Source organism: Frankia sp. CgMI4, from assembly GCF_001756285.1.
Taxonomy (GTDB): domain Bacteria; phylum Actinomycetota; class Actinomycetes; order Frankiales; family Frankiaceae; genus Frankia; species Frankia casuarinae.
The window spans coordinates 1-22,548 of sequence record NZ_MAQZ01000105.1 but is presented as its reverse complement, the minus strand read 5'-3'; the positions used below and the strand labels follow the sequence as shown (position 1 = coordinate 22,548).

At 70.5% G+C, this 22,548-nt stretch carries 23 protein-coding genes; 9 read left to right on the top strand and 14 right to left on the bottom strand.

The window, feature by feature from the left end:
- Positions 1-192: 192 nt before the first annotated feature.
- The 4 genes from pepN (at position 193) to Manayef4_RS18285 (ending at position 4,726) form a co-directional block, all read left to right on the top strand.
- Positions 193-2,865 (top strand): aminopeptidase N, encoded by a 2,673-nt coding sequence (gene pepN, locus Manayef4_RS18300; RefSeq protein WP_070132474.1) that lies wholly within the window; start codon positions 193-195, stop codon positions 2,863-2,865.
- A 171-nt stretch (positions 2,866-3,036) separates the two neighbouring features.
- On the top strand, positions 3,037-3,609 hold the full coding sequence (locus tag Manayef4_RS18295) for a DUF6529 family protein (RefSeq protein ID WP_011435421.1): 573 nt from the start codon (positions 3,037-3,039) through the stop codon (positions 3,607-3,609).
- Between the two features lie 22 nt (positions 3,610-3,631).
- Complete coding sequence (locus Manayef4_RS18290; protein ID WP_070132472.1) at positions 3,632-4,114, top strand: Rieske (2Fe-2S) protein; 483 nt, start codon at positions 3,632-3,634, stop codon at positions 4,112-4,114.
- Between the two features lie 60 nt (positions 4,115-4,174).
- The gene (locus tag Manayef4_RS18285) at positions 4,175-4,726 is read left to right on the top strand and encodes an FHA domain-containing protein (protein ID WP_011435423.1); all 552 of its coding nucleotides are present in this window, start codon (positions 4,175-4,177) and stop codon (positions 4,724-4,726) included.
- Between the two features lie 52 nt (positions 4,727-4,778).
- Here the strand turns inward: Manayef4_RS18285 and Manayef4_RS18280 are convergent, their stop codons facing one another.
- The 7 genes from Manayef4_RS18280 to Manayef4_RS18250 form a co-directional block, all read right to left on the bottom strand.
- Positions 4,779-5,126: a hypothetical protein gene (locus tag Manayef4_RS18280; protein WP_035908046.1), complete on the bottom strand. Its 348-nt coding sequence runs from the start codon at positions 5,124-5,126 to the stop codon at positions 4,779-4,781.
- 13 nt (positions 5,127-5,139) lie between these two features.
- A complete protein-coding gene (locus Manayef4_RS18275; protein WP_070132471.1) occupies positions 5,140-5,940 on the bottom strand; it encodes a class I SAM-dependent methyltransferase in 801 nt (266 codons plus the stop codon).
- Between the two features lie 824 nt (positions 5,941-6,764).
- Positions 6,765-7,283: a DUF5666 domain-containing protein gene (locus tag Manayef4_RS18270; protein WP_011435426.1), complete on the bottom strand. Its 519-nt coding sequence runs from the start codon at positions 7,281-7,283 to the stop codon at positions 6,765-6,767.
- A gap of 183 nt (positions 7,284-7,466) precedes the next feature.
- Positions 7,467-8,888, bottom strand: a complete 1,422-nt coding sequence (locus tag Manayef4_RS18265; RefSeq protein ID WP_349257453.1) for an NAD(P)/FAD-dependent oxidoreductase — start codon at positions 8,886-8,888, stop codon at positions 7,467-7,469.
- Positions 8,889-9,619: 731 nt separating this feature from the next.
- A complete protein-coding gene (locus Manayef4_RS18260; RefSeq protein WP_011435428.1) occupies positions 9,620-10,663 on the bottom strand; it encodes an SDR family NAD(P)-dependent oxidoreductase in 1,044 nt (347 codons plus the stop codon).
- 105 nt (positions 10,664-10,768) lie between these two features.
- Positions 10,769-11,908 carry a HAMP domain-containing sensor histidine kinase gene (locus tag Manayef4_RS18255; RefSeq protein WP_070132466.1) on the bottom strand — a complete coding sequence of 380 codons (1,140 nt, stop codon included), beginning with the start codon at positions 11,906-11,908 and terminating at the stop codon, positions 10,769-10,771.
- Between the two features lie 64 nt (positions 11,909-11,972).
- Positions 11,973-12,776: a response regulator gene (locus Manayef4_RS18250; RefSeq protein WP_070132464.1), complete on the bottom strand. Its 804-nt coding sequence runs from the start codon at positions 12,774-12,776 to the stop codon at positions 11,973-11,975.
- 188 nt (positions 12,777-12,964) lie between these two features.
- Between Manayef4_RS18250 and Manayef4_RS18245 the strand changes: the two genes are divergently transcribed.
- The 3 genes from Manayef4_RS18245 to Manayef4_RS18235 are packed head-to-tail and all read left to right on the top strand — an operon-like array spanning position 12,965 to position 15,083.
- Entirely contained in the window at positions 12,965-13,645 is a 681-nt protein-coding gene (locus tag Manayef4_RS18245) for a glycosyltransferase family 2 protein (protein WP_011435431.1), read from the top strand.
- A gap of 11 nt (positions 13,646-13,656) precedes the next feature.
- Positions 13,657-14,364, top strand: coding sequence for a DUF2064 domain-containing protein (locus Manayef4_RS18240; protein WP_023841303.1), 708 nt, complete (start codon positions 13,657-13,659; stop codon positions 14,362-14,364).
- Positions 14,358-15,083 (top strand): methyltransferase domain-containing protein, encoded by a 726-nt coding sequence (locus Manayef4_RS18235; RefSeq protein ID WP_070132462.1) that lies wholly within the window; start codon positions 14,358-14,360, stop codon positions 15,081-15,083. Before Manayef4_RS18240 ends, Manayef4_RS18235 begins: the two co-directional genes overlap by 7 nt.
- On the opposite strand, the gene Manayef4_RS18230 is transcribed toward Manayef4_RS18235, so the two are convergent.
- Together Manayef4_RS18230 and Manayef4_RS18225 are read right to left on the bottom strand one after the other, a co-directional pair.
- On the bottom strand, positions 15,016-15,501 hold the full coding sequence (locus Manayef4_RS18230; RefSeq protein ID WP_023841302.1) for a hypothetical protein: 486 nt from the start codon (positions 15,499-15,501) through the stop codon (positions 15,016-15,018). The genes Manayef4_RS18235 and Manayef4_RS18230 overlap by 68 nt on opposite strands.
- Positions 15,498-16,646, bottom strand: coding sequence for a molybdopterin-dependent oxidoreductase (locus Manayef4_RS18225; protein WP_254665727.1), 1,149 nt, complete (start codon positions 16,644-16,646; stop codon positions 15,498-15,500). The genes Manayef4_RS18230 and Manayef4_RS18225 overlap by 4 nt, the downstream gene beginning before the upstream one ends.
- Before the next feature lie 247 nt (positions 16,647-16,893).
- Here Manayef4_RS18225 and Manayef4_RS18220 point away from each other — a divergent pair, with 247 nt between their 5' ends.
- Positions 16,894-18,369 carry a glycosyltransferase 87 family protein gene (locus Manayef4_RS18220; RefSeq protein ID WP_043591411.1) on the top strand — a complete coding sequence of 492 codons (1,476 nt, stop codon included), beginning with the start codon at positions 16,894-16,896 and terminating at the stop codon, positions 18,367-18,369.
- 155 nt (positions 18,370-18,524) lie between these two features.
- Here the strand turns inward: Manayef4_RS18220 and Manayef4_RS25155 are convergent, their stop codons facing one another.
- From Manayef4_RS25155 to Manayef4_RS18210, 3 genes are all read right to left on the bottom strand, one after another.
- A complete protein-coding gene (locus tag Manayef4_RS25155) occupies positions 18,525-18,680 on the bottom strand; it encodes a hypothetical protein (RefSeq protein WP_160323931.1) in 156 nt (51 codons plus the stop codon).
- A gap of 11 nt (positions 18,681-18,691) precedes the next feature.
- On the bottom strand, positions 18,692-19,495 hold the full coding sequence (locus tag Manayef4_RS25150) for a metalloregulator ArsR/SmtB family transcription factor (protein ID WP_011435437.1): 804 nt from the start codon (positions 19,493-19,495) through the stop codon (positions 18,692-18,694).
- A gap of 844 nt (positions 19,496-20,339) precedes the next feature.
- Complete coding sequence (locus Manayef4_RS18210; protein WP_063613394.1) at positions 20,340-20,651, bottom strand: hypothetical protein; 312 nt, start codon at positions 20,649-20,651, stop codon at positions 20,340-20,342.
- 205 nt (positions 20,652-20,856) lie between these two features.
- On the opposite strand from Manayef4_RS18210, the gene Manayef4_RS18205 reads away from it, so the two are divergent.
- The gene (locus Manayef4_RS18205; protein WP_139140132.1) at positions 20,857-21,933 is read left to right on the top strand and encodes a hypothetical protein; all 1,077 of its coding nucleotides are present in this window, start codon (positions 20,857-20,859) and stop codon (positions 21,931-21,933) included.
- Positions 21,934-22,118: 185 nt separating this feature from the next.
- Here Manayef4_RS18205 and Manayef4_RS25145 read toward each other — a convergent pair whose 3' ends face one another.
- Together Manayef4_RS25145 and Manayef4_RS18200 are read right to left on the bottom strand one after the other, a co-directional pair.
- Positions 22,119-22,259, bottom strand: coding sequence for a hypothetical protein (locus Manayef4_RS25145; protein WP_157902460.1), 141 nt, complete (start codon positions 22,257-22,259; stop codon positions 22,119-22,121).
- A gap of 16 nt (positions 22,260-22,275) precedes the next feature.
- Positions 22,276-22,548 (bottom strand): hypothetical protein (locus Manayef4_RS18200; RefSeq protein WP_217494135.1); only part of this gene is annotated, 273 nt, incomplete at its 5' end.

Sequence of the window (22,548 nt, the reverse complement as noted above, 5' to 3'; positions counted from 1 at the left end):
GCCTACCGGGCCGGGGCCTACCGGGCCGGGGCCTACCGGGCGGGTAGGGACATCGAGCGGTTCGCCTGCCCCCACGGCGTCACCGACCCTGTCCTCGCCTCCGGGCACTGACATCGACGGGCCACCCGGCAAGATCGGGGGGTGACCAGGTCCACGTCGGACGGGCGGCGAGGCATCTCATAGGTTCGCCGTATGCACAGCCTCACCCGGGACGAAGCCCTCGCCCGCGCCGGCCTGGTCCGCGTCGATGGCTACGAGATCGAGCTCGACCTGACCGCGGCTCGCACGTCGACGGAGTTCGGCTCGACGACCAGGGTGCGCTTCAGCCTCCGTCCCCCCACGGACGGCTCCCTCGCCACGGACGGCTCCCTCGCCACGGACGGCTCCCTCGCCACGGCCGGCTCGTCGGCGGACGGCGAACCGGCACCGGCGACGTTCGTCGAGCTCAAACCGGTATCCATCCAGCAACTGTGGCTCAACGGCCAGCCRCTGGACCCCTCCGCCGTCGACGGCAACCGGCTCCCCCTCGCGACGCTGCACGCGACGAACGAGCTCGTGGTGACGGCCACGATGAGGTACTCGAACACCGGCGAGGGGCTGCACCGGTTCACCGACCCGGAGGACGGCGAGGTCTACCTGTATGCGCAGACCTTCCTCGACGACGCCCAGCGGATGTTCGCCTGCTTCGACCAGCCCGATCTCAAGGCGCCGGTGCGCCTGAGCGTGGCCGCACCCCCCGACTGGACGGTGCGGGCGARCGGTGCCGGGAAGCAGGCCTCGCCGGGGCGGTGGGAGTTCACCGAGACGGCACCCCTGGCGACCTACTTCGTGACGGTGGTCGCGGGGCCGTACCACCTCGTCGAGGACTTCCACGACGGCATCCCGCTCGGGCTGCTCTGCCGCCGCTCACTCGCGCCGTACCTCGACGCCGACGCGGCGGAGATCTTCGGCGTCACCCGGGCCTGCCTGGACCGCTACCACGAGCTGTTCGCGAGCCGGTACCCGTTCGGGACCTACGATCAGGCGTTCGTGCCCGAGTTCAATGCCGGCGCGATGGAAAACCCGGGGTGCGTGACCTTCCGGGACGAGTTCGTGTTCCGCTCGGCGGTGACCGAGGCCGAACGGGAGCTGCGTGCCGTCGTCATCGCCCACGAGATGGCCCACATGTGGTTCGGTGATCTGGTCACCATGCGCTGGTGGGACGACCTGTGGCTGAACGAGTCGTTCGCCGAGTACATGGGCTATCGGGTGACCGCCGAGGCGACGCGGTTCACCGGGGCGTGGACCAGCTTCGCCGTCGGTCGCAAGAGCTGGGGCTACGCCGCCGACCAGCGGCCGTCGACGCACCCGGTGGCCCCGGCCGACGTCCCCGACACCGCACTCGCCCTGCTGAACTTTGACGGCATCTCCTACGCCAAGGGAGCGTCGGCCCTGCGGCAGCTGGTCGCCTGGGTGGGCGACGGCGCCTTCCTGACCGGGCTGCGGACGTACTTCGCCCAGCACGCCTTCGCCAACGCGTCCCTGGCCGACCTGCTCGCCGCGCTGACCACGGCGAGCGGCCGGGACCTCGCCGGCTGGGCCGAGGTGTGGCTGCGCCACGCACAGGTCAACACGCTGCGCCCCGAGATCACGATCGGCTCCGACGGCCGCCTCGCCCAGGTCGCAGTGGTCCAGACGGCACCGCCGACGCACCCGACGCTGCGTCCGCACCGCATCGGCATCGGCGTCTACGGCCCGGCGGAGCAGACCGAGCCGATGGAGCCGACCAATCCGACGGAGCCGACCAATCCGACGGAGCCGACCGGGCCGATCGTGCTGCTCCGCCGGGTGGAGGTGGACATCGATCCGGCGGCGCCGGGCGGGCGCACCGGGATCGCGTCACTGGTCGGGAGCGAGGCGGGACGCCTGCTGCTGGTCAACGACGGCGACCTGACCTACGCCAAGATCCGTTTCGTCCCGGCCGACCTCGCCGCTTTGCCCACTGTCCTGCCGCGGACGGCCGATCCGCTTGCCAGGGCGATCATCTGGGCGGCCGCGGCCGACGCGACCCGGGACGCCGAATGGCCCGCCGCCGACTATCTGACGCTCGCCGCGGGTGCGCTGCCCCGGGAGACCGAGATCGCCGTCTTCGAGGACGCCCTGCGTTTCGCCCGGGCCACCGTGCTGAACCGCTATCTCGCGCCGTCGGCGCGACCGGCGGCGGCGCAGGCGCTCCACGCCGCCTGCGCGCGGGCCTTCGCGGCCGCAGCACCGGGAGGCGGTCATCAGCTCTCCGCCGCCCGCGGGGTCATCGGGTGTAGCGGACCGGCGCAGGCGGGAACGCTGGCGGCGTGGCTCGCCGGGACGGACGTGCCGGCCGGACTGGTCATCGACCCGGAACTACGCTGGACTCTGCTGCACCGGCTGGTCGTACTCGGGCGGGCCGGGGAGGGGGAGATCGCGGCCGAGAGCCGGCGTGATCGCAGCGCCCGGGCCGCCGAGCATGCGGCGCGGGCCCGCGCCGCCGTTGCCGATCCCGAGGCGAAAGCCCGGGCCTGGCGGATGATCGTGGACGACGACACGATGTCCGCCCGGCTGGTCGCCGCGACGGCCGAGGGTTTCTGGCAGCCCGAGCAGGCGGATCTCACCGACGGGTACGTCTCCCGCTACTTCGAGCAGATGCCGGCGATGGCGGCCCGGCGATCCCCGCACGCCGCCCGGCAGATCGCCACCCACGCCTATCCGCAGTTCGCCGTGTCCGTGGGGACGGTGCGGGAGGCGGACGCCCTGCTGGCCCGCGACCGTCTCGACCCGCTCCTGCGCCGCGTCGTCGTCGACGCGACCGACGAACTCCGCCGAGCGGTGCGGGCCCGTCTCCGCCCCTGACGCCGGGCCCGTCTCCGGCCCTGACGCCGGCCCTGCTCCAACCCACCCGTTATCCGGCCGGCGGCATCGTCATTCCACTGACGATGTCATCTCGCCGACGGCTCTGGACGCGCCCGCGCTCTTTCCGGCATAGTTCGCGCAGCAAGGGTGTCTCAGGGGACGGGGGGCGGTATGGCAGCCGGCACGGACCGGGCCGAACGGCAGACGAGTGCGGGTGCGGCATTAGGCGTTACTTTGTTGGTCGGTGCCGCCGTCGCGGTGTCGACCGGTGTGTACGCGAGGGTTCACGAACCGGCCGGGCGGCCGCTGTTCACCCTCGGTTTCTCTGGCATGCTGCCGATGAAGGCGTGGCTGACGACGGCCGCCGCCGTTCTGCTATTCGTTCAGCTGGCCACGGCACTGTGGATGTGGGGACGGCTGCCCGGCGCGGGCCCGGCGCCGAGCTGGGCCGGTCCGCTGCACCGATGGAGCGGGACGACCGCGTTCGTCCTCACCCTGCCGGTGGCCTTCCACTGCATCTGGGCGCTGGGCTTTGCCAGCGATGGCACCCGGGTGCTTCTCCACAGCCTCCTGGGTTGCGCCTTTTACGGGGCCTACGCGGCAAAGATGATCAGCCTACGGACTAGCGGGTTACCGGGGTGGGTACTGCCCGTCCTCGGCTCGACGGTTCTCGTTTCCCTGGTCGCAATCTGGTTGACGGCTTCACTGTGGTTTTTCACCCGGTCCGGTATTCCGCACGTCTGAACAGGATCCCGAGGAAAAAGTCATGACGCAGGAAGCACCGACGCGGCGCCTCGTGGTCCCCGGCATCGCGGTCACCGTCGCCGCGGGTGCCGTCGGGTATGTCGTCGCCAGCAGCAGCGACGCGGCCGATCCGAAACCACGGCAGGCAACCGCGGGCGGGACCCGCGCGGKTGGCGACGGTTCGGGCGCGGGTAACGGCGGTGGCCAGGCCGGCGGCGCGGCGCCCCTCGCCCGGGTCGACGAGGTGCCTGCCGACGGCGGTCTCATCCTCGGCGACGCCGGCCTGGTGCTCACGAGGAATGCCGCCGGCACGATCCAGGGTTTCTCCACCGTCTGCACCCATCAGGGCTGCTCGGTGAACGCGATCGCGAAGGGCCGCATCCTCTGCCCGTGCCACGGCAGCGCCTTCGACACCCGTACCGGGGAACCCGTCGCGGGGCCGGCGAAACAGCCGCTGCCGCCGGTCGCCGTCACCGTCCGCGACAACGCGATCTTCCCCGCCTGACCCCCGCGCCCCGATCGCCCGGATCTCGGCAGGAGCMGGATCCTCCCAGGAGGAGAAACAGTGGACCCGACAGGGCTGCGGATCACCGTCCCGTCCGGCCAGAGCGTGCTGTCCGCCGACCGCAGTCACGTCGTCGGCCGGGGCCGTGACTGCGATGTCGTCATCGCGGACGGCCGGGTGTCTCGGCGTCACGTCCTGCTGGAGCCCCGCGGCGATGCCGGGTGGCTCGCCCGGGACGTCAGTTCCAACGGCATCTGGGTGGACGGCGCCCGGACCGGCAGCATCGCCCTGAACGACGGCGAGGTGCAGGTGCACCTCGGCGCGGCGAACGGGCCGACGGTCGTCCTGGCCCCGGTCAGTCCCACGCCGCGGCGCCCGCCCGCCGCGCCCGACGACCCGGACGTCGGGAATCTGGCGACCATGCTGGCCGGCCAGGGCGGCCAGGGCCGCATCGATCCCAGCCCCGTCCCGGCGGGGGCGGACTCCGCCCAGGTTCCGGCCCAGCGTCACGCCGGCCACTCGCCCGTGGCGAGCTGGCTGCGCGCTCTGCCCACCCTCGTGTGGCTCGCCGCGGTCGGCTTCACCCTCGGCGCGTTGCTCGCGCTGTCCTGAGCTCCGGCCGGCCCTCCGGCCGGCCAGGCACTCACCCATCGCGGCCAGGCACTCACCCATCGGTCGTGGACCCGGACGGCAAGCCCGTCCAGACCGGTAGGGGTGGCGTGGGGTAGCGGGGACGGCTGGGGTAGCGGGGACGGCTGGGGTAGCGGGGACGGCAGCGGGGACAGCAGGATGTGGCCACGAGCCGGAGCCGGGCCGCGGGCGGCTGTGGGCCGGATCCGGGCGGGTGGGCCTTGAGCACGACGTCACCGTGGCGCACGATCAGCCGTTCACCGTGGTGCGACAGCACGACGGGAGTCTCCCGGCCGCCCGGTCGGAGCCGGCGGGCGAGATCCGCCATGCCCGTCAGCAGAGCGGCGTGCGGGGCGGCGTCGCCAGTCAGCGTGGTCGTCACGAGGCCGATGCCTTCACCGCGTCGGCTTGCGTAGCCGCCAGATGCATTCGGAGGGCCAGCGGCGCGCCCATGCCTTGTCGCCGCGTTCGGGCTGGGCGGGTGCCGGTTCCTCGCTGTGACTGTCGGATGCCGGCGGTGCCGGGCGGGGTTCCAGAAGATCTTCGATGACGAGGTCGTTGTCCCGGAAGAGCCTGATCCAGGTGCCGTAGGGAAGGTTGGCGCTGACCAGGCCGTCGGCCTCGGCCAGCAAACGCAGCCCGAAGTAGTCGCGGGTCAGGCGACTGCCAGGGGCGTCCCGGCCCGGCGCCACGGTGATCTCGTAGATCGGGCTGACGTGGCTGAAGGCGAGCAGGCCGCCGGGGCGCAGCACGCGTGCGGCTTCCGGCACGGCCCGGAAGGGGTCCGCGAAGGAGAAGGCGCCGTGGTCGGCGAAGACGATGTCGAACGAGTCGTCGGCGAAGGGCACCGCCTCAGCACTCGCCTGGATCAGGGGGAAGGACAGCCCGGTCTCCGCGGCGAGCTGTCTGCTGTGGTGCAGCTGCCGTTCGGAGAGGTCCAAGCCGATCGGTCGGCCCCCCCGCCGGACCAGCGCGCTCGACCACTGGCCGCCCCCRCRGCCCATCTCCAGGATGTCCCGTCCGGTGACCTCACCGAGCACGCCGAGCCGTGATTCCGGAACGGCCCATAGCCCCCAGGAGATGTCGCCGGTGAACACCTGCCGGCGGATCTGCGGGGCGTTCAGTCGCTGGTAGTCGTCAGAGATCTCGTTCCAGCGGGCACGGTTGGTCCGTACGTGGGCAGCATTATTGATCATCCATCCCTCGTCCTTCTCCGGGTGGCCACGGACTGCGCGCCGATCGCGGTGCCGGGACAGGCCACCGCGGCACGACGGMCTGCCTGCCTCGACGAATCAGTCGGTCATCGTATGAGACCAGCAGGAGCGCTCCTGCGCTCGCCGTTGGCGAGGCACACGGCCGCTTCGACGAGGTCGCGGTCGTCCAGTCGCTCCCGCCGCTCACCATGGCGCCGGCCCGGGGGTCAAAATGTAGGCAAAGTAGCCGGACGAGTGATGGATGGGATGAGTACGGTGCGCCTGTCTCCCGGATGACGCCCTGGTGGTGGATGCGTCTGGACAGGCTGTGATGGAGCGTGCACCCTTGATCGCGTGGCGAGACAACGAAAAAGATCCAGTCGGTATTTTCGGCCGCCCGACGAGCGGCTCAGCCTAGGCCTGATGACCTGCTCGTCCTGCAACGGCACGCAGTATCAGACGCGCCCGCAGGCGGAATCGGACGAGGACGGTCTTTTCGACGGTGACGCCAACATCAAGTGTCGGGAATGCGGTGGAACCGGAAAGGTTCCCCTGCCATGAAGAAATCGATGCCCGTTCAGGCCGACTTCTTGTACCTGCGGTGTCCGGAACATCGGGGACGGCGTCCCCGCCAGGGGCTGAAGACGATGGCGCGGCCGGGGACACCGTGCCCGCGGTGTCGCATGGTCCGCGCCGCGGACCTCGAACGCGAGGGCTGTCCGGAGCTTCCTGCGGACGAGCCGGATGGCGGAGGGGGGACGCCGCCGTCACGCTGACAGGCGTCCCCCAGGTGATCTTCGATGCCGGGATAGGCCCTCGGCGGTAGGTCAGTCCTGGGGCTGGGCGACGACCACCGCCGTGCGGGTGCCGTCCTTGACCGTCGCGCCCACCCGGACCGTCGCCCCCGGGTGGAGGTCGGAGACCTTMGCGGCGTCCCCGTCGATCCGCAACCGGGTATCGGCGTTGATCACATAGGTGCCGACGTAGCCGTCCTCACTGGTGACCGTCAGGGAGGTGGGGCTCACCGCGGTCACCTTCCCGCGTTGCCCCGCCACTACCTGGAAGCCCTTGCCGGTTTTGACCGTTGCCTCACCGTGTACGCCGCCGCCGGCCCAGATGCCGCCATGGGGACGCAGCCCGTCGTGGGAACGCAGCCGGGCCTCGGCGAGTCGCGGATGGTCGCCCAGGAACGTGTGGTCGGCTGGGGTGGCTGCTGCGCTGGCAGTCCGGTCCGAGGCAGCGGATGCGGCTGTCCCGCCGAACCCGAGCCCGACCCCCAACCCGAGCCCAAGCAGACCCGCTGCGGCGACCCCAGCACCCCATCGTCCGGTCAGGAAGCTGCGCATCTGTGTCGTCCTTCCGCGTCGCGTCACTACGCCGCGAACCGGTCGTCGGCCCTGAGCGGCGGCGATCGGCCGGGCGCCGCGCGCCACGGCGGCACGCGGTCGGAGCCCACGATGCGACAGCGAGATGTGAGCAACATGCGAGCGTGGTGCGAACCACGTGGAAGGCCGGATCCGCGCTACGCGCTAGACCCGGGACGGTTGCCGGCTGTCCTCGCCCTTGCCCTCGCCCTTGGCCTGCGGCTGCATCGGCACGATCGTCCGGGCCCCCGTCCAGGACGGCGCCTCCTGACTCGCGTGCGGGGGCAGGGAGGGCGCGAAGTCCGTTCCGAGGCGTTGGACCGCGACCCGGGCGAAGATCTGCTGCTCGGTGACGGTACGTTCCGACCGGCCCCGGCCGATGAAGCTCACCGTCCAGTGAAGCAGGGTGGTCAGCCGGTGCTTGAACCCGATGATGTAGACGAGGTGCACGGCCAGCCAGACGAGCCAGGCGAAGAAGCCGCTGAACTGCACCTTGCCAATGCTCGCCACCGCGCTGAACCGCGAGATGGTGGCCATGCTGCCCTTGTCATGGTATTCGAACGGCCGGCCCGTCTGCTTGCCGGCGACCCAGGCCTGGATCTCCTTGGCGGCGTGCCGGCCGCCCTGGATCGCGACCTGCGCCACGCCGGGCAGCCGGTTGAGGCTCGCCATGTCCCCGATGACGAACACCTCCGGATGACCCGGCAGGGTCAGGTCGGGCAGCACCTCGATGCGGCCGGCGCGGTCGAGCCCCGCACCGGTCTGCTCGGCGAGCTGTCGGCCCAGCGGGCTCGCGGCAACGCCGGCGGCCCAGACCTTGCAGACCGAGTCGATGCGCCGGCGGGTGCCGTCGCTGTCCTCGACGTCGATGCCGGTCGCGTCGACATTGACGACCTTGGCGCCCAGCTGCACATCGACGCCGATCTTGGTCAGCTTGTCGGCCGCCTTCGCGCCGAGCCGCTCGCCGAACGGCGGCAGGACGGCGGGTGCGGCGTCCAGCAGGATGACTCGGGCCTTGGCGGGGTCGATGCTGCGGAAGTCCCGCCGCAGGGTCCGGCGCGAGAGTTCCGCGATCTGCCCGGCCATCTCCACGCCGGTGGGGCCCGCCCCGACGACGACAAAGGTCAGCAACCGCTCMACGTCCGCGGGATCGGTGGACGCCTCGGCGAGCTCGAACATCCCGAAGATCCGGCCGCGCAGCTCGAGCGCGTCGTCGATGCTCTTCATGCCCGGGGCGTGCGTGGCGAAATGGTCGTTGCCAAAGTACGACTGGCCCGCGCCCGCGGCGACGACGAGGCTGTCGTAGTGGTGCACGGTCGTGCGACCCAGCAACTGGGACGTGACCGTTCTTGCGTTCACGTCGATGGTGGTCACCTCGCCGAGGACGACCTGCGCGTTGTCCTGCCGGCTCAGTACCTCACGGGTGGTCGGGGCGATCTCGCCCTCGGACAGGATACCCGTCGCCACCTGGTAGAGCAGCGGCTGGAACAGATGGTGCGTCGTCTTCGCGACGAGAGTGACCTCGACCGGTGCTTTGCGGAGGGCCTGCGCGGTGAACAGACCTCCGAAGCCAGACCYGATGATCACTACTCGGTGCGGGGAGGTGCTTCGCTCCTCGAGCCGTTCCGGTTCGCCGGCCTGCCCTGTCTGGGCGCTGTCCGTGGTCACGATCCTTCTCCGCTCAGCCTCTTGACTCCGGCGGTGCCCCTTGGCGCCGCGAAGACCATATACCTGATGGTGCCGGCCCCCGGCTACTATTTTCCGCCGTATATCCGAGATGGGATCGTGTTTATCGTCACCTCCTGTCGCCGGATAGCATCGACGGGACATGTGGCATGCAACACAATTCGTGGGCGATTGATGCCTCGTCGAGTGATACGCCCAGTTMGGAGTGCGACCATGGGTGGGCACTGAAGATCGTGTCTGACCGGAAGGCGGCGGCGCAGGGCCGAACGGAAATACGGCGAACCGGCCCCGCGGACGCGGACGACCACCCGGTCCCTGGGCCCCGACGGCGGGGATCGGTCTGGCCAGAGCTATGATCATGTTTTCTTCGTGCGGTGGATTTGACCGAGTGCACTTTCCGGGGGTCCGGTTTAGCGCATCAGTCTATTCGGACACTGCTTTCACCACCTGCACCTTCATTCGGTGCTCGTTCTTTGACGTGACGTTCGCGTCCTGCACGTTCACGGGCAGCGTTCACGGGCAGCGTGTTCGGCGGATGCATCTTCGATCTCATGAAGATGGTCGGCGKGGATTAGTCCTTCGTGGGTCTGCCCCGAGCGGGCCCGGGGAGGATTGCGGACCCGGGGAGAATCTCAGTCCCGCAGCGGATCATGGGCAAAGGCCCGCATCCCCTCGGCGAAGTCGACCCGCGGCCGGTAGCCGAGAAGATCGCCTGCTCGGGCCGAGGAGGCTGCGATATGGCGGACGTCGCCGACCCGGGAGGTGCCGGTCACGACGGGCCTCGGACCGCCGAAGGCACGAGCCAGCGCGTCCGCCATGTCCCCGACGGTGTGGGGATCACCGGAGCCGATGTTGAGGGGAACCAGCCGGCCAGGTGCCTGCGGCTGGCCGGACGCCAGCAGGTTAGCCCGCGCGACGTCGTGGACGTGCACGAAATCCCTCAGCTGCCGGCCGTCCTCGAAGACCCGCGGGGCCCGCCCGTGTTCCAGCGCACTGCGGAAGATCGACGCGACGCCGGCGTAGGGGGTGTCCCGGGGCATCCGCGGACCGTAGACGTTGTGGTAGCGCAGTGCCACGGCGGTTCCGCCGGTTTCCGCCGCCCACGCCGCCGCGAGATGCTCCTGGGCGACCTTGGTCGCCGCGTACGCGTTGCGGGGATCCAGGGGGGCGTCCTCGTGGACCACGATGGGCGCGAGCGGCCGGTGGCACCGTGGGCACGGCGGCTCGAAACGGCCCGCGTCCAGCTCGGCGGCCTGCCGTGGTCCGGGGCGCACTGGTCCGTCCGTCGGGCAGCGGTAACCACCCTCGCCGTAGACCACCATGGAGCTCGCCAGGACCAGTCGCCCCACCCCGGCGCGGGCCATCGCCGCGAGCAGGACCGCGGTGCCGAGATCGTTGTTCGTGGCATACGCCGGAAGGTCGTCCAGATCAACCCCCAGACCCACCATGGCGGCCTGGTGGCATACGACATCGATCCCGCTCAGTGCCTCGGCGACCTGGTCCCGATCGGTCACGTCCCCAACGATCATCTCGGCGGCGTTGTTGACCTGGGGCTTCGTCCGGTGCACCGCCGGAAGCAGGGCGTCGAGGATCCTGACCTCGTCGCCCGCCGCGACCAGCGCGTCAACAACGTGAGAACCGATGAAGCCGGCGCCACCGGTGACGAGAACCCGCATGACGCTGACGCTAACGGTGCCGGGACGCGCCGGATCTTACGAACCACGGAACGTCTCCAGCCCGGCCCGGCCCGTGCCGTCGCAACCCCGGGCGGCGTCCGGACGTCAGGACGTGGGAAGCGCGACGACGAAGCGGCAGCCCTCCCGATGGTTGTGCACGGTGACGTCGCCCCCGTGCGCCTCGACGATGCCACGGACGATCGCGAGGCCGATCCCCGACCGCATCCGTGGCTGGTGCGGATGGTCGTCACCACCGGGGGTCCGGGCCGACTCGCCCCGGAATCCGAGGTCGAACACGCGGGGCAGCTCCTCCTGCGGGATGCCGCCGCACCGGTCCGCCACGGCGAAGACCGCCCGGTCGGCGTCCGCGGTAGCGGTGATCTCCACCGTTCCGTCGTCGGGGGTGTGCCTGATGGCGTTGACGAGGAGATTGGTCAGCACGCGCCCCACCTCGGCCGCGTCGGCGTCAACGTACCCGGCGTGGTCGGCCCGCCCGTTGACGACGACTCCCTTGGCCCGCGCGATCGGGTCCACCGCGGCGATCGCGTCCGAGACGACGTCGGCGACGCGCACCTTCTCCAGACTCAGCCGCAGCGCACCGGCCTGCAGCCGGGCCAGTTCGAACAGGTCGTCGACCATGCCGGTCAGCCGCTCGGCGTCGGCGAGCATCAGCCGGTGGTAGCGGGCCGTCGTCTCGGCGTCCGTGACCAGGCCGTCCTGCAGGGCCTCGGCCGTCGCCCGGATTCCCGCGAGCGGGGTTCTCAGGTCATGACTGATCCAGGCCACCAGCTCGCGGCGACTTGCCTCCAGTGCCCGTTCCCGTTCCCGCGCCTCGACGAGGCGGACATGGGTCGCGTCCAGGGTCGTCGCCAGCGCGCCGAGCTCGGCGGTCGGAACACGGTCGGCGCCGTGATAGCCCGGCTCGCCCAGGGCCGCCGTCGCCCGGGTCAGCGTCCCGATCGCCGCCACGACCGGGCCACCCAGGCGCACCGCGGATGCCGACGCCACCACCGCCGACACGACCACCACGATGAGCATGACCCGCAAGTCATGATCGGAGAGGAACATTGCCTGTGCCGTGCCGGCGACCCCCACCGTCACCGCGACGACCGGTATCACGCTCAATGACGCTGCTGTCGCCCACAATGGCCGCCTCCGGAGCGCCCGCAGCAACGGCAGGCCGGTGAGCGCGGCCGCCGTCGAACAGCCGAGCGCGATCCCCATGACCTCCAGGTCGGCGTTCATCGGGGCCTCGCTCTCGCTCGCAGCCCGCCCGTGGGGTCGTCGTCCCGCCGCACCGCCTCGGGTCTCATCCTCGGTGTCGTCCCTCGTCCGGTGCCGCCACCTGTCCGGTGGGGGTGCTGTCGGGGCGCGGGGTGCTGTCGGGGCGCGGGGTGCTGTCGGGGCGCGGGGTGCTGTCGGGGCGCGGGGTGCCGGGATCGTAGCGGTACCCGACCCCCCACACCGTGACAAGCATCCGGGGCGCGGTCGGATCATCCTCGATCTTCTCCCGCAGTCGACGGATGTGCACGGTGACCGTCGAGGGGTCGCCATAGCTCCATCCCCACACGTGTTCGAGCAGCTCGCCCCGGGTGAAGGCCCGGCCGGGCCGGCGCAGCAGGAAGGCCAGCAGATCGAACTCGCGCACCGTCAGCCCGAGCGGAACCCCGTGCCGGGTGGCGGTCCGCGCGGCCGCGTCGACGACGAGGGTGCCGGCCCGCAGGACGCCGGCTTCCGCGCCCGGCACCGTCTCGTTCGCCCGCCGCAGCACCGACTGCACGCGCAGGGTCAGCTCCCGCGGCGAGAACGGCTTGGTCACGTAGTCGTCGGCGCCGATCTCCAGACCGGTGATGCGATCCGACTCGTCGGCACGTGCGGTCAGCATGATCACTGGTACCGGTCGGTGCGCCCGGAGCCGGCGGAACACCTCGATGCCATCGAGACCGGGCAGCATCAGGTCGAGGACGACGAGGTCCGGTGGGGTTGTCTCGGCCACCCGCAGGGCCGTGAGTCCGTCCGCGGCGCGGTCGACGTCGAAGCCGGCGTTGCGCAGGTAGCGGTCAACCACCTCGGAGACGAGGGCGTCGTCGTCAACGACGAGCACACGGGCCACCCAGCCACGATAGGTAAGGCGACGGCCGTCCCGGCCATGWTCGGTTCGGATGTCTCCGCTTCGTAATGCTCCGCTTCGTCGTGCTCGTCGTGCTCGTCGTCGTGTCCGTGCCGAGCCGCCGGACGGGACCCGGGCATTCCTTGTTTCGTAAGGGTTGATCACGCGCGGACGGCACTACAGTCCCGATCATGTTCACGCAACGTAGTGGGATCGGGGCCTCCGTCGACGTCGTCCTGCCCTGCCTGGACGAGGCCGGGGCGTTACCTTGGGTGTTGGACCGGATGCCCGTCGACTATCGGCCGATCGTCGCGGACAACGGATCGCGCGACGGCTCCCGCCAGGTGGCGCTGGAACGCGGGGCGGTCGTCGTTGACGTGCCCGAGCGCGGCTACGGCGCCGCCGTGCACGCCGGGCTGCTCGCTGCGGACGCCGACGTGGTCGGCGTGTGCGACGCGGACGCATCCCTCGACCCCGCCGAGCTTCCCGGTCTCGTCACGCAGTTGCTGGCCGGCCGGGCCGATCTGGTTCTCGGTCGCCGTCGCCCGACCTCGATGCGGGCCTGGCCGCCGCACGCCCGACTCGGGAACGCGGTGGTCGCCGGGCGGCTGCGCCGGCACGGCGTTCCCGTCCATGATCTGGGCCCGATGCGGGTGGCCCGCCGGGAGGACCTGCTCCGACTGCCCGTCGCCGACCGCCGGTTCGGCTATCCGCTGGAACTGCTGCTGCGGGCGGCCCAGGCCGGTTGGCGGATAGTCGAGACCGACGTGGCCTACACCCCTCGGGTCGGGCGCTCCAAGGTGACCGGGACACCGCTCGGCGCCGCCCGGACGGCCCGGGACATGTCCGCCCTGTTGGCGAGCCTCCGGTGAGGCTGCTCGTGATGGCGAAGGAGCCGGTACCTGGGCGGGTCAAGACCCGCCTCACGCCGCCCCTGCGCCCGGACCAGGCGGCGGCCGTCGCGGCGGCCGCGCTCGCGGACACGCTGGCCGCGGTTGAGGAGCTGACTCGCCTGCCCGGGTTCGACGCACTGCGCCCGGTCCTCGTCCTCGACGGCGCGGTCGGCCCATGGCTGGAGACCTCGTTCGCACGAATCCCGGCCGGACGAACCCCGGGCGGACGAACCCCGGGCGGACGAATCGCGATCGAAGTGATGCCGCAGGTGTCGGGGCCGTTCGACGTCCGGCTCGCCGCCGCCTTCGACGCCGGCACCGAGCCGACCCTGCTCATCGGGATGGACACTCCCCAGGTGACCGCAGCCCTGCTCGCCTCCGCCTGCCACGCGCTGCACGCGACCGACGCGGTGTTCGGTCCCGCCGCGGACGGGGGATGGTGGGCACTCGGCCTGACCACCCCCGACGGCGATCTTCTCCGTGGCGTGCCGACCTCGCGCCCGGACACCGGCGCACGGCAGCGGGCCCGCCTGTCCGAAGCCGGCCTGACGGTCACAACCCTGCCGACGGTGCGTGACGTCGACACCATGGCCGACGCCGACGCGGTCGCCCGGCTCGCGCCCGGTGGACGCTTCGCTGCGGCGCTGCGCGCCACGCACGGGGATCGCATCGCCGCCGGCCGGGCCACCGCGTGTTGACCGGCGTCCCCGACGGCCGGTGGGGACCGACGACCGTCTACGAGGCGGGACTGCGCTCCGCCGGTGGACAGCTGTGGATGCGCCGTCCCGACGGGCGACGCGACCCGCTGCCGGTGAACCGCTGGCGTGGCACCCTGTCCCCGGCGGCGTCGACCCCGCCCACCTGGTCCACCTGGTCCACCGGGGCGCTGTCCCCCGGGGATCTGTCGTTGTTGCGTCACTGCGGCGGCCCGACCCTCGACGTCGGCTGCGGGCCCGGCCGGCTCGCGGCCGCGCTCGCGGCCCGCGGGGTGCCGGCCCTCGGCATCGACGTCGCGCCGTTCGCGGTGCACCTTACCCGGCGGGCCGGTGTGCCGGCACTACGGCGGGACGTGTTCGGCCGGGTGCCTRCCGAGGGACGATGGGTCGCGCTGCTGCTTGCCGACGGAAACATCGGCATCGGCGGCGACCCGACCCGGTTGTTGCGCCGGGCCGGGGAACTCCTCGCCCCCTCCGGCCGGGTGCTCGTCGAACTCGAACCGCCGGGCACCCAGACCGGTCCGATGCGGGTCCGGCTGGAGGACGCGACCGGCCGGGTGTCGCGGCCCTTCTCCTGGTGCCTGGTGGACGGGGACGATCTGACCGGCATCGCGCCGGACGCCGGACTGCTGATCACCCGGACCTGGTGCGACGCCGGTCGGCACTTCGCCGCGCTGCGCCGGCGTCTCCCGACTGGATGATTCCCCGCCGGGCGCGGACCGCCCGACTCACCATGAGGGCCGCCGCGCCGGCCCAGACCACTGCGAGAACGAGCGCGAGGTTGCGTCCGTACGGCAGCGGGTTCACCGTCGGGTTCCCAGGGTCCCCGCCGTAGCCACGCCACAGCGGTAGCGACGACAGGGCGACCGCCGCACTCACCAGCAGTGCGCCCTGTGCGACGGACCGGTAGGGCGGTGGGACCAACCGGGTGAGCAGGAAGCCGACGAGCATCGTCGCGGGCACGAGCAACGCGTCATGGACCAGGACCCCGCCGATCAGCCAGACCACGGTGTTCGGCGGCCGGGTGGCCTGCTGGTGGGTGAGCACGCCGTCGACCCCGTAACCGATCGCGGCCAGCCCGGCCGCCACCGCGACACCGCGCAGCACGACGGCGTTCATACCATCACCACCCGATGTACCCATTTCGTCTGGAGGACCCCGGGCCGGTTCGGCGCGATGAGCCGGGCCGGATAACCGTGATCGAGGTCGAGGTCGGCGCCGTTCACTCCGGTCGCGAGCAGGGTCAACGAGTCCCGGGCGTGCGAGGGGTTGACGTCGCTTGCCCGGTAGCCCCCGCGGGCCTCGAGGGACTCGACCCGGACCGTCGCGTCGGCGGGGATCATGGCGGCGTCCAGTAGATCCCGCAGCCGCGGCCCGTGCCAGGTGGCGTCCGCGGCCCWTCCCTCGACGCAGGTGATCGGCAGCTTCGAGCTGTACCGACGCAGCGCGTGCAGCTCCTCGATGGTGTACACCACCCGGCGCGGACCGACCACCTCCAGCCGGTACCCGGGGTCACGGGCGAGGGAGGTGACCCGCGCGGCTCGCGCCGTGCGGTTCACCGGGAGCCCCTGCGGGCCGATGTCGGGCCGCCGCGGCGCGAGCAGGTCCAGCCGGGCCAGGCCCGGAACCGACTGACCGGCGGTCGTCGCCACGATCACCCCGGCGGCGGTCCCCGTCGCGAGGCCGAGGCCGCGCCGCGTCAGACCGCCCGTCCCCGGGGCGGCGCCGGCCATGGTGGTGGTGGCCATGGTGGTGGTGGCCATGGTGGTGGTGGCCATGGTGGCGGCGGCCAGGTGCGCGCGCTCATGGCGGCGACGGCCCACATTCGCCCGGATGACGGTGAGCTTCGCGACGATGTGGAGGACCAGCGCGCCGATCGTGATCCAGGCGACCCAGTAATGGGTCACGGTGAAGAAGAAGTGGAACCGGTACCACTGCGCGATGTTMGCGATGCCCGTGCTGAGCTGGAAGATCGCCCCTGCGATCAACGGCACGATCGTCATCCGCTCCACCGCATGGGCGACGGAACGGATCGGGGGCCATTCCCACAACAGCGGATACACCGTCCACAGCTTCGCCAGCAGCAGTGGRACGCTCGCGAGTCCGGTGGTMACGTGCAGGCCCTGGGTCACCCGGTACAGCCAGGCGGGTCGGGAAGGCCATTCCAGCCAGGACGGCGGATGCTGCATGAAATGCGATACCAGCCCGGTCAGAAAGCATGTTCCGAAGGCGATCCCGAGCCAGACTCCGAGGAGAGCCGCCATCCGTGGATCGTGCAGCCGACTGGGGAATGCGTTTTCGCGCAGGGGGCCGCGCCGCAGGACCGGGGGTGGTTCCGRCAGCTTTTCGGTCAGCAGACGAGGTAACCGGCGGGGCAACCAGCGGGGCAACTGTCGCACGAATGCACGGTAGGTCGCCGGGACCACTCGCGACCGAGGACCGGCATTACGGAACGAGGAAGGCCCGGCGCGGTGTTCCCGCGCCGGCGCTGCGCCTGCCAGTCTCGGGACCATGCCCAGAACCCGCACCGCGCCACGCCTCAGGCCCGCCCTGGCCCTGGTCGGGGCGGGTGTCGGGCTCGCGGGTCTGCTCGCGACGCAGTGCGCCGTCCTTGCGGCGCCGGGATACCTGCCTGGCCGGGCAGGGGTGCTCTACCCCGTCATGCTCTGGTGGGCGCTCGGTGTCGCCACGGCCGCGCTGCTGGTCCACGCGGCCCCGCGCCGGTTGGCCGTCGCCATGCTGCTCGGCGGAATCGTCGCCATCCACGCCGTAGCGGCCACCACCGGCCCGCAGCTCTCCGACGACCTGTACCGCTACGCCTGGGACGGTCGGGTCCAGGCCGCCGGGATCGACCCCTACCGGTACGGCCCGCTCGCTCCGGAACTGGCCCGGCTGCGCGATCGCTGGCTGTTCCCGGATCCGGCCGGATGCGCGGCGATCGGGCGCGGCCCGCACTGCATCCGGCTGAACTACCCGCGCGCCCACACCATCTACCCGCCGGTGGCGCAGGCGTACTTCACCGCCGTTCATGTCCTGCCGGGGCCGCCACGCGAACACAAACTCCAGCTCTACGCCTCGCTGATGTCCCTGGCGCTGGTCGGGCTGATGATGCGGATGCTGGTGGCGCGAGGCCGCGATCCGCGCCACGCGGCCTTCTATGCGTTCTCGCCGCTCGCCGGCCTGGAGATCGGTTCCGATGCGCACGTCGACGTCCTCGGGGCCGTGCTGGCGCTCAGCGCTCTGGCGGTCCTCACCGCCCGGTCCCGCCCGCTGCGGACGGGGGTTGCCGGGGCGCTGCTCGGCGGCGCGGTAGCGGTGAAGCTGTACCCGGCGTTGCTGCTGCCCGCGGCGGCCCGGCGCCGGCCCGTCACGCTCGTCGGAGCCGCCGCCGGGGTGGTCGTGCTGTCCTACCTGCCGCACATCCTCGCCGTCGGCACACAGGCGCTGGGCTTCCTCCCGCAGTACCTCGACGTCGAGGGCTACGGGGAGGGCAGCCGCTTTCTCCTGCTCGCCGGGCTGCTGCACCTGGACGGATCCGCAGCGAAGGCGGCAGCGGCCACCCTGCTGGCGGCGGTCACGGTCGCCGTGCTGCGGACCGATCCACAGCGGGTTCCCGTCGAACGGGCCGCGCTGTGGCTGGTCGGTGCCGCGTTCCTTGTCGCGACCCCGGTCCAGCCCTGGTACGGGGTGCTGCTGGCGGCGCTCGCCGTCATCGCCGGGCGGCTGGAATGGCTCGCCGTCGCCGCGGCCGCGCACCCCGTCTACGTCTCGCTGTTCACGGATCTGCCCGGTGACGCGTGGACTTTGCGGGTGTATTCCTACGCCGTCGGTGGTGGCGTCGTGCTCGCCGCGACCGGTCTGCGCCGGTGGACCGGCCGACGGCTGGCGGTCGACGAGCGCGCTGCCGCACCCGCGGCCCGATCCGTCGTCGAACCCCGGCCCGAGTCGTCACCGGGCGCAGGGACTGAAGGGCAGGTGAGGGTGTAATGGCGGGCTCGTTGACGAGGCCGGCGAGTACGAGGCCCTGCTCAGAGCTTGGTCGGCGCGGGTGTGGGACGCTTGGGTTCCCGCCACGCCACGATCAGGGACTGGATTGAGAAGGCCCTTCCCTGAAGACGACGAGCCCTCGGCCCCCGCGCCGTTTACTCTTGGAGTTCGGCGGCTCTGCGCAGGAGTTGCTGGGCGACGTCCCGATGCTCCGCGCCACTGTCCTCGGCGATGACCGCGACCGCCAAGGCCGCGAAGCGCAGCATGCCGACCCGGGGTCCGGGCGGATCCGGTATCTGTCGGACACACACCGCTGATCAACTTACGCTGCATCGCTTTCGGGCAGGCTTGCAGCTCTGCCGAAGGCTTCCTTGATCTCGGCCTCCACCTCCCCGTGGATATCGGAAGCGTTGGTTTCGGTCTCGGGGTAGCAGCGGCGTCTGAAGTCCGCCCAGACCTCGAGATTGTCGGTCGTCACTTTGAAGGACATCCTGCTTTCGTCGCCGCCGACATCCTTGGCCCGCTGGCTCGAGATTGCGAGATTGTCGGTTTTATTGCCAATTGTAAACATTTGCACGATCCAGCCAGGGTCGTACTCGTGGAAGGTGCCGTAGATATCGACCTTCGAGTCCCCGATGAAACGGAGGCGCCAACGTCCACCAGGTCTGGGGTCCCAGAACATGATCCTGACCTGCGTCTCAGGCGGCGAAATCCATTGCACGTACAGCTCAGGATCCGTTCGGATACGGTGCAGCTGCCTTAGGGGGAACGGGAATTCTCGGACAACTACGAATTCTCCCGGGGCCGGGTTAGCTGTCCTTATGATCTCTCCGGTGATATCGTTGTTCTTGGATCTGAGGCGAGAGTTGTAAAATTCCTCGATCCACTGGGCCGCTGGGCCGAGCGCATCCTCTTCGAGACGTACCGGGCTGCGGTGGCCACCTCCAGGGCGGCGGATCAAGCCGGCTTCCTGAAGCACCTTGAGGTGCCTGGAGACCGCCTGGAGGCTTATCCCATACGGCTTGGCGAGCTCACCGACTGTGGCGTCATTTTCGACAAGTCGCTCGACCATGTTACGACGGGTCGCGTCTGCAAGAGCCGCGAAAATTTTGGAATATTCAGTCATAATCGTACCCAATCAACAACATTATCAAAATTTCTCAATCAAGATCAATCGGGCGTCTCGGCCTGCGAATAATACATATTCAGATGTAACTGGCCAGAGGTGCCGCTTGATTGACAGTGACGGATGGTTGCGCGGCGGCGGTGAGGGCTGGGCTGTTTTCGGGYAGCGACGGGCGGCCCGTGGTGAGACGAGCGAGGGCGTCGAGCGCGCCGAGGCCGTTCTTGCGGGCTGTCGAAGATAGCTGTGCAGAGCACAGAAGTGGCGGATCCCAGCGAGCGAGCGCAGACGGCCAGAGATCTTCTGTCTCAGTTTTGACCATGCGAATTATCCGGGCGGCCTCAAGAGGTCGGTGCATCGACAGCTATAGATGTTAGCATATCATCGAGGCAACTGGCGGTGGTTTGTTGTGATGGGCAGTTCGTGATCTGTGATCTACGGGGGTAGGTAGAGGCAGAGCTGGTGTCCGGCGGCGAGCGTGTCGATCAGTTCGCGGGGTGTGGGGCATCGGGGCGGTGTGCCAGGACGGACCGGGTGCGGGCTGTCGCCGGCTGGGCTGGGTGCGGGCGGCTTGGCGGGGGTGTYGTGCCAGCACAGGCTGAACGCGCAGTTCACCAGGGTCCAGTGGCGGGCGATCGCGGTGGCGGAGCGGACCTGGAAGTCGGCCCAGCCCAGTTCGTGTTTGACCTGCTTGTAGTCCGGTTCGACCCAGCCGCGGGCGGCCCGCGGTGAGACGAGCCGCCCTACGACGAGTCCTCGGCCCCCGCGCCGTTTACTCTTGGAGTTCGGCGGCTCTGCGCAGGAGTTGCTGGGGGGTGCGTCTTTTTGAGAGGTTGGTKATTCCGGGTCATTCCGGTCGTGCAGGGTGGAGTCCGAGGTCGGGGATGCTGGCGGGGTCGTAGCGGGCGAGGTGGTGCTCGGTGAGGTAGCGCTGCTTGTAGTAGGTCAGGTAGGTGTTGAGGTCGCCGTTGATGACGACGGCGCGGAGCTTGAGGATGTCCTCGGCGCCGTCGGGGGACCAGCGGGCGCCGGTCAGGCCGAACCGGTCTTCGATGATGTGGCGGCAGGCGCCCTCGATGAGGCCGGTGGCGATCGGCCAGCCGTTGGCGAGGGCTTGGTCGTAGCGCATGTGCTGGTGGTTGTCGGTCAGGTAGGTCACGGCCCGGTCGACGTCGGCGAGGTCCTGGTCGCGGGTGCGCGGRTTGTTCCGCCGCTTCGCGGCGAGCGAGGCGAGGGTGGCGGCGACCGGCTTGGCGCGGCCGTGCAGGAGGCGCAGTAGTTGCCCGTCGCCCCAGTCGCTGACCTCGGTGGGGGTCTTCCCGCGGTTGAGCTRGACGGGCGGCCTTGCGGACGTATTCGGCGGCGTGGATGTAGTCGATGATGACCGGGACGGTCAGGCCGCGGGTGCGCGCGTGCTCGCCGATGGCGGTGATCTGCTGCCTGTTGCCGTCGACGAGGAAGATCCGCTGGTGCAGGTGCAGGGGGTCGCGCCAGTCGGCCTCGTCGAACGCCCGGCCGATCACGGCGGGGATGTCGTCGGTGATCGACGCGGAGACCCACGTGTCGCGCGCGGTGGGTCCGGGGCGTTCAGCGCGGCGGGCGGGTGGGGCGGCGATGTCCTCGGGTTGGCGGACGGCGGGAGTGAAGGTCGTGACGGCGACGATCTCGGCCATCTTCTTGATCCCGGGATGGGTGGCGTCGCTCCTGGCGGTGGTGCGGTGCTCGGGGCGCAGCGCGATGCCCTTGCCGTCGGCCTGCGTCATCAGCRCGTCGCCGGCGGCGAGGTCGCCCGCGGTGGCGGCACGCAGGTCGTAGAAGTCGCTGACCCAGCGGGCCAGGTCGTGGGCGAGCTGGGCGAGTTGGGCGCGCCCGATGGTGACCCCGGTCCTCGCGGTGATGACCTGCTGGGCCTGCCCGTAGCCGCTGGTCCCGAGGTGGAAGGCCGCCAGGGCGCGGATCCCCAGCGAGTAGGCGTCGTCGGCGAGCGCCCAGCGGGCGTCGGCCGGGTAGAGGTTCGCCTCGCGCCGGTTGCGGTAGGCGAGCCGGGACGCCCGGACCGGGCCGAAGACGCTGATCACGCCCCGGTCGTGGCTCTTCTCGACGCCGCCGTGGCGGATCCCGGCCGCGGACACCAGGTGGCTGACGCGCTGTTCGCGGGCGGCGTCGAGGGCGAACGTGGTCTCCAGCAGCGTGCGCAGCAGTTCGCGGCCGTCCGTCTCGAGCGTCTTCTCCCGGTCGCCGTGATCCAGGGCGGCGGCGCCGTCGACCGCCCAGCCGATCAGCGAGGAGCACCGCTCGATCGGACCCGCGAGCAGAGCGGCGGTCTCGGGGTCCAGCGGGACCCTGCCGCCGTCCTCACCGACGCGCTCCACCGTCACCGCAACCGCCACCGCAGGGCCTCCGTGACCTGTCTGGGACAAGGGCACCAACGTCGCCCATGATCCCGCGAACTGGACGGCAGTCGACGATCCCGGCGACGAAGTCCCTCCCCGCCGGTGCTTCCCTCGGTCGGTCAACCAGCCGCTGACCAGCGACGATCACACCTGGTAGTGCCTGAAACATCCGTAAAGGTCCGGACTCGCCGATGGCAGGATGTCTTGACTCCAATCAGACACAAATGACGCTYTCAGAAAAGACGCACCCGTTGCTGGGCGACGTCCCGATGCTCCGCGCCACTGTCCTCGGCGATGACCGCGACCGCCAAGGCCGCGAAGCGCAGCATGCCGACCCGGGGTCCGGGCGGATCCGGTATCTGTCGGACACACACCGCTGATCAACTTACGCTATAGGGCTTTTTCGGGCAGGCTTGCAGCTCTGCCGAAGACGGTCTCCAGCGCGGTCTCCAGCGCGGTCTCCAGCGCGGTCAGCGCCTCCTTTTCCCGGACAGCTATTAATTTCTCCGGGTTAGCTACCCCTGTGAGATTTCCGGCGATATCGTCGTCCTTGAATCTGAGCTCGACTTTCGCGGTTTTCTTGATCTCCAATTTTATGGTTGACGTCGCGTGAGACGTGTTCTGTGCGTGTTTGGTGTGCTGGTTCGTGGTGGGGTGTTTGAG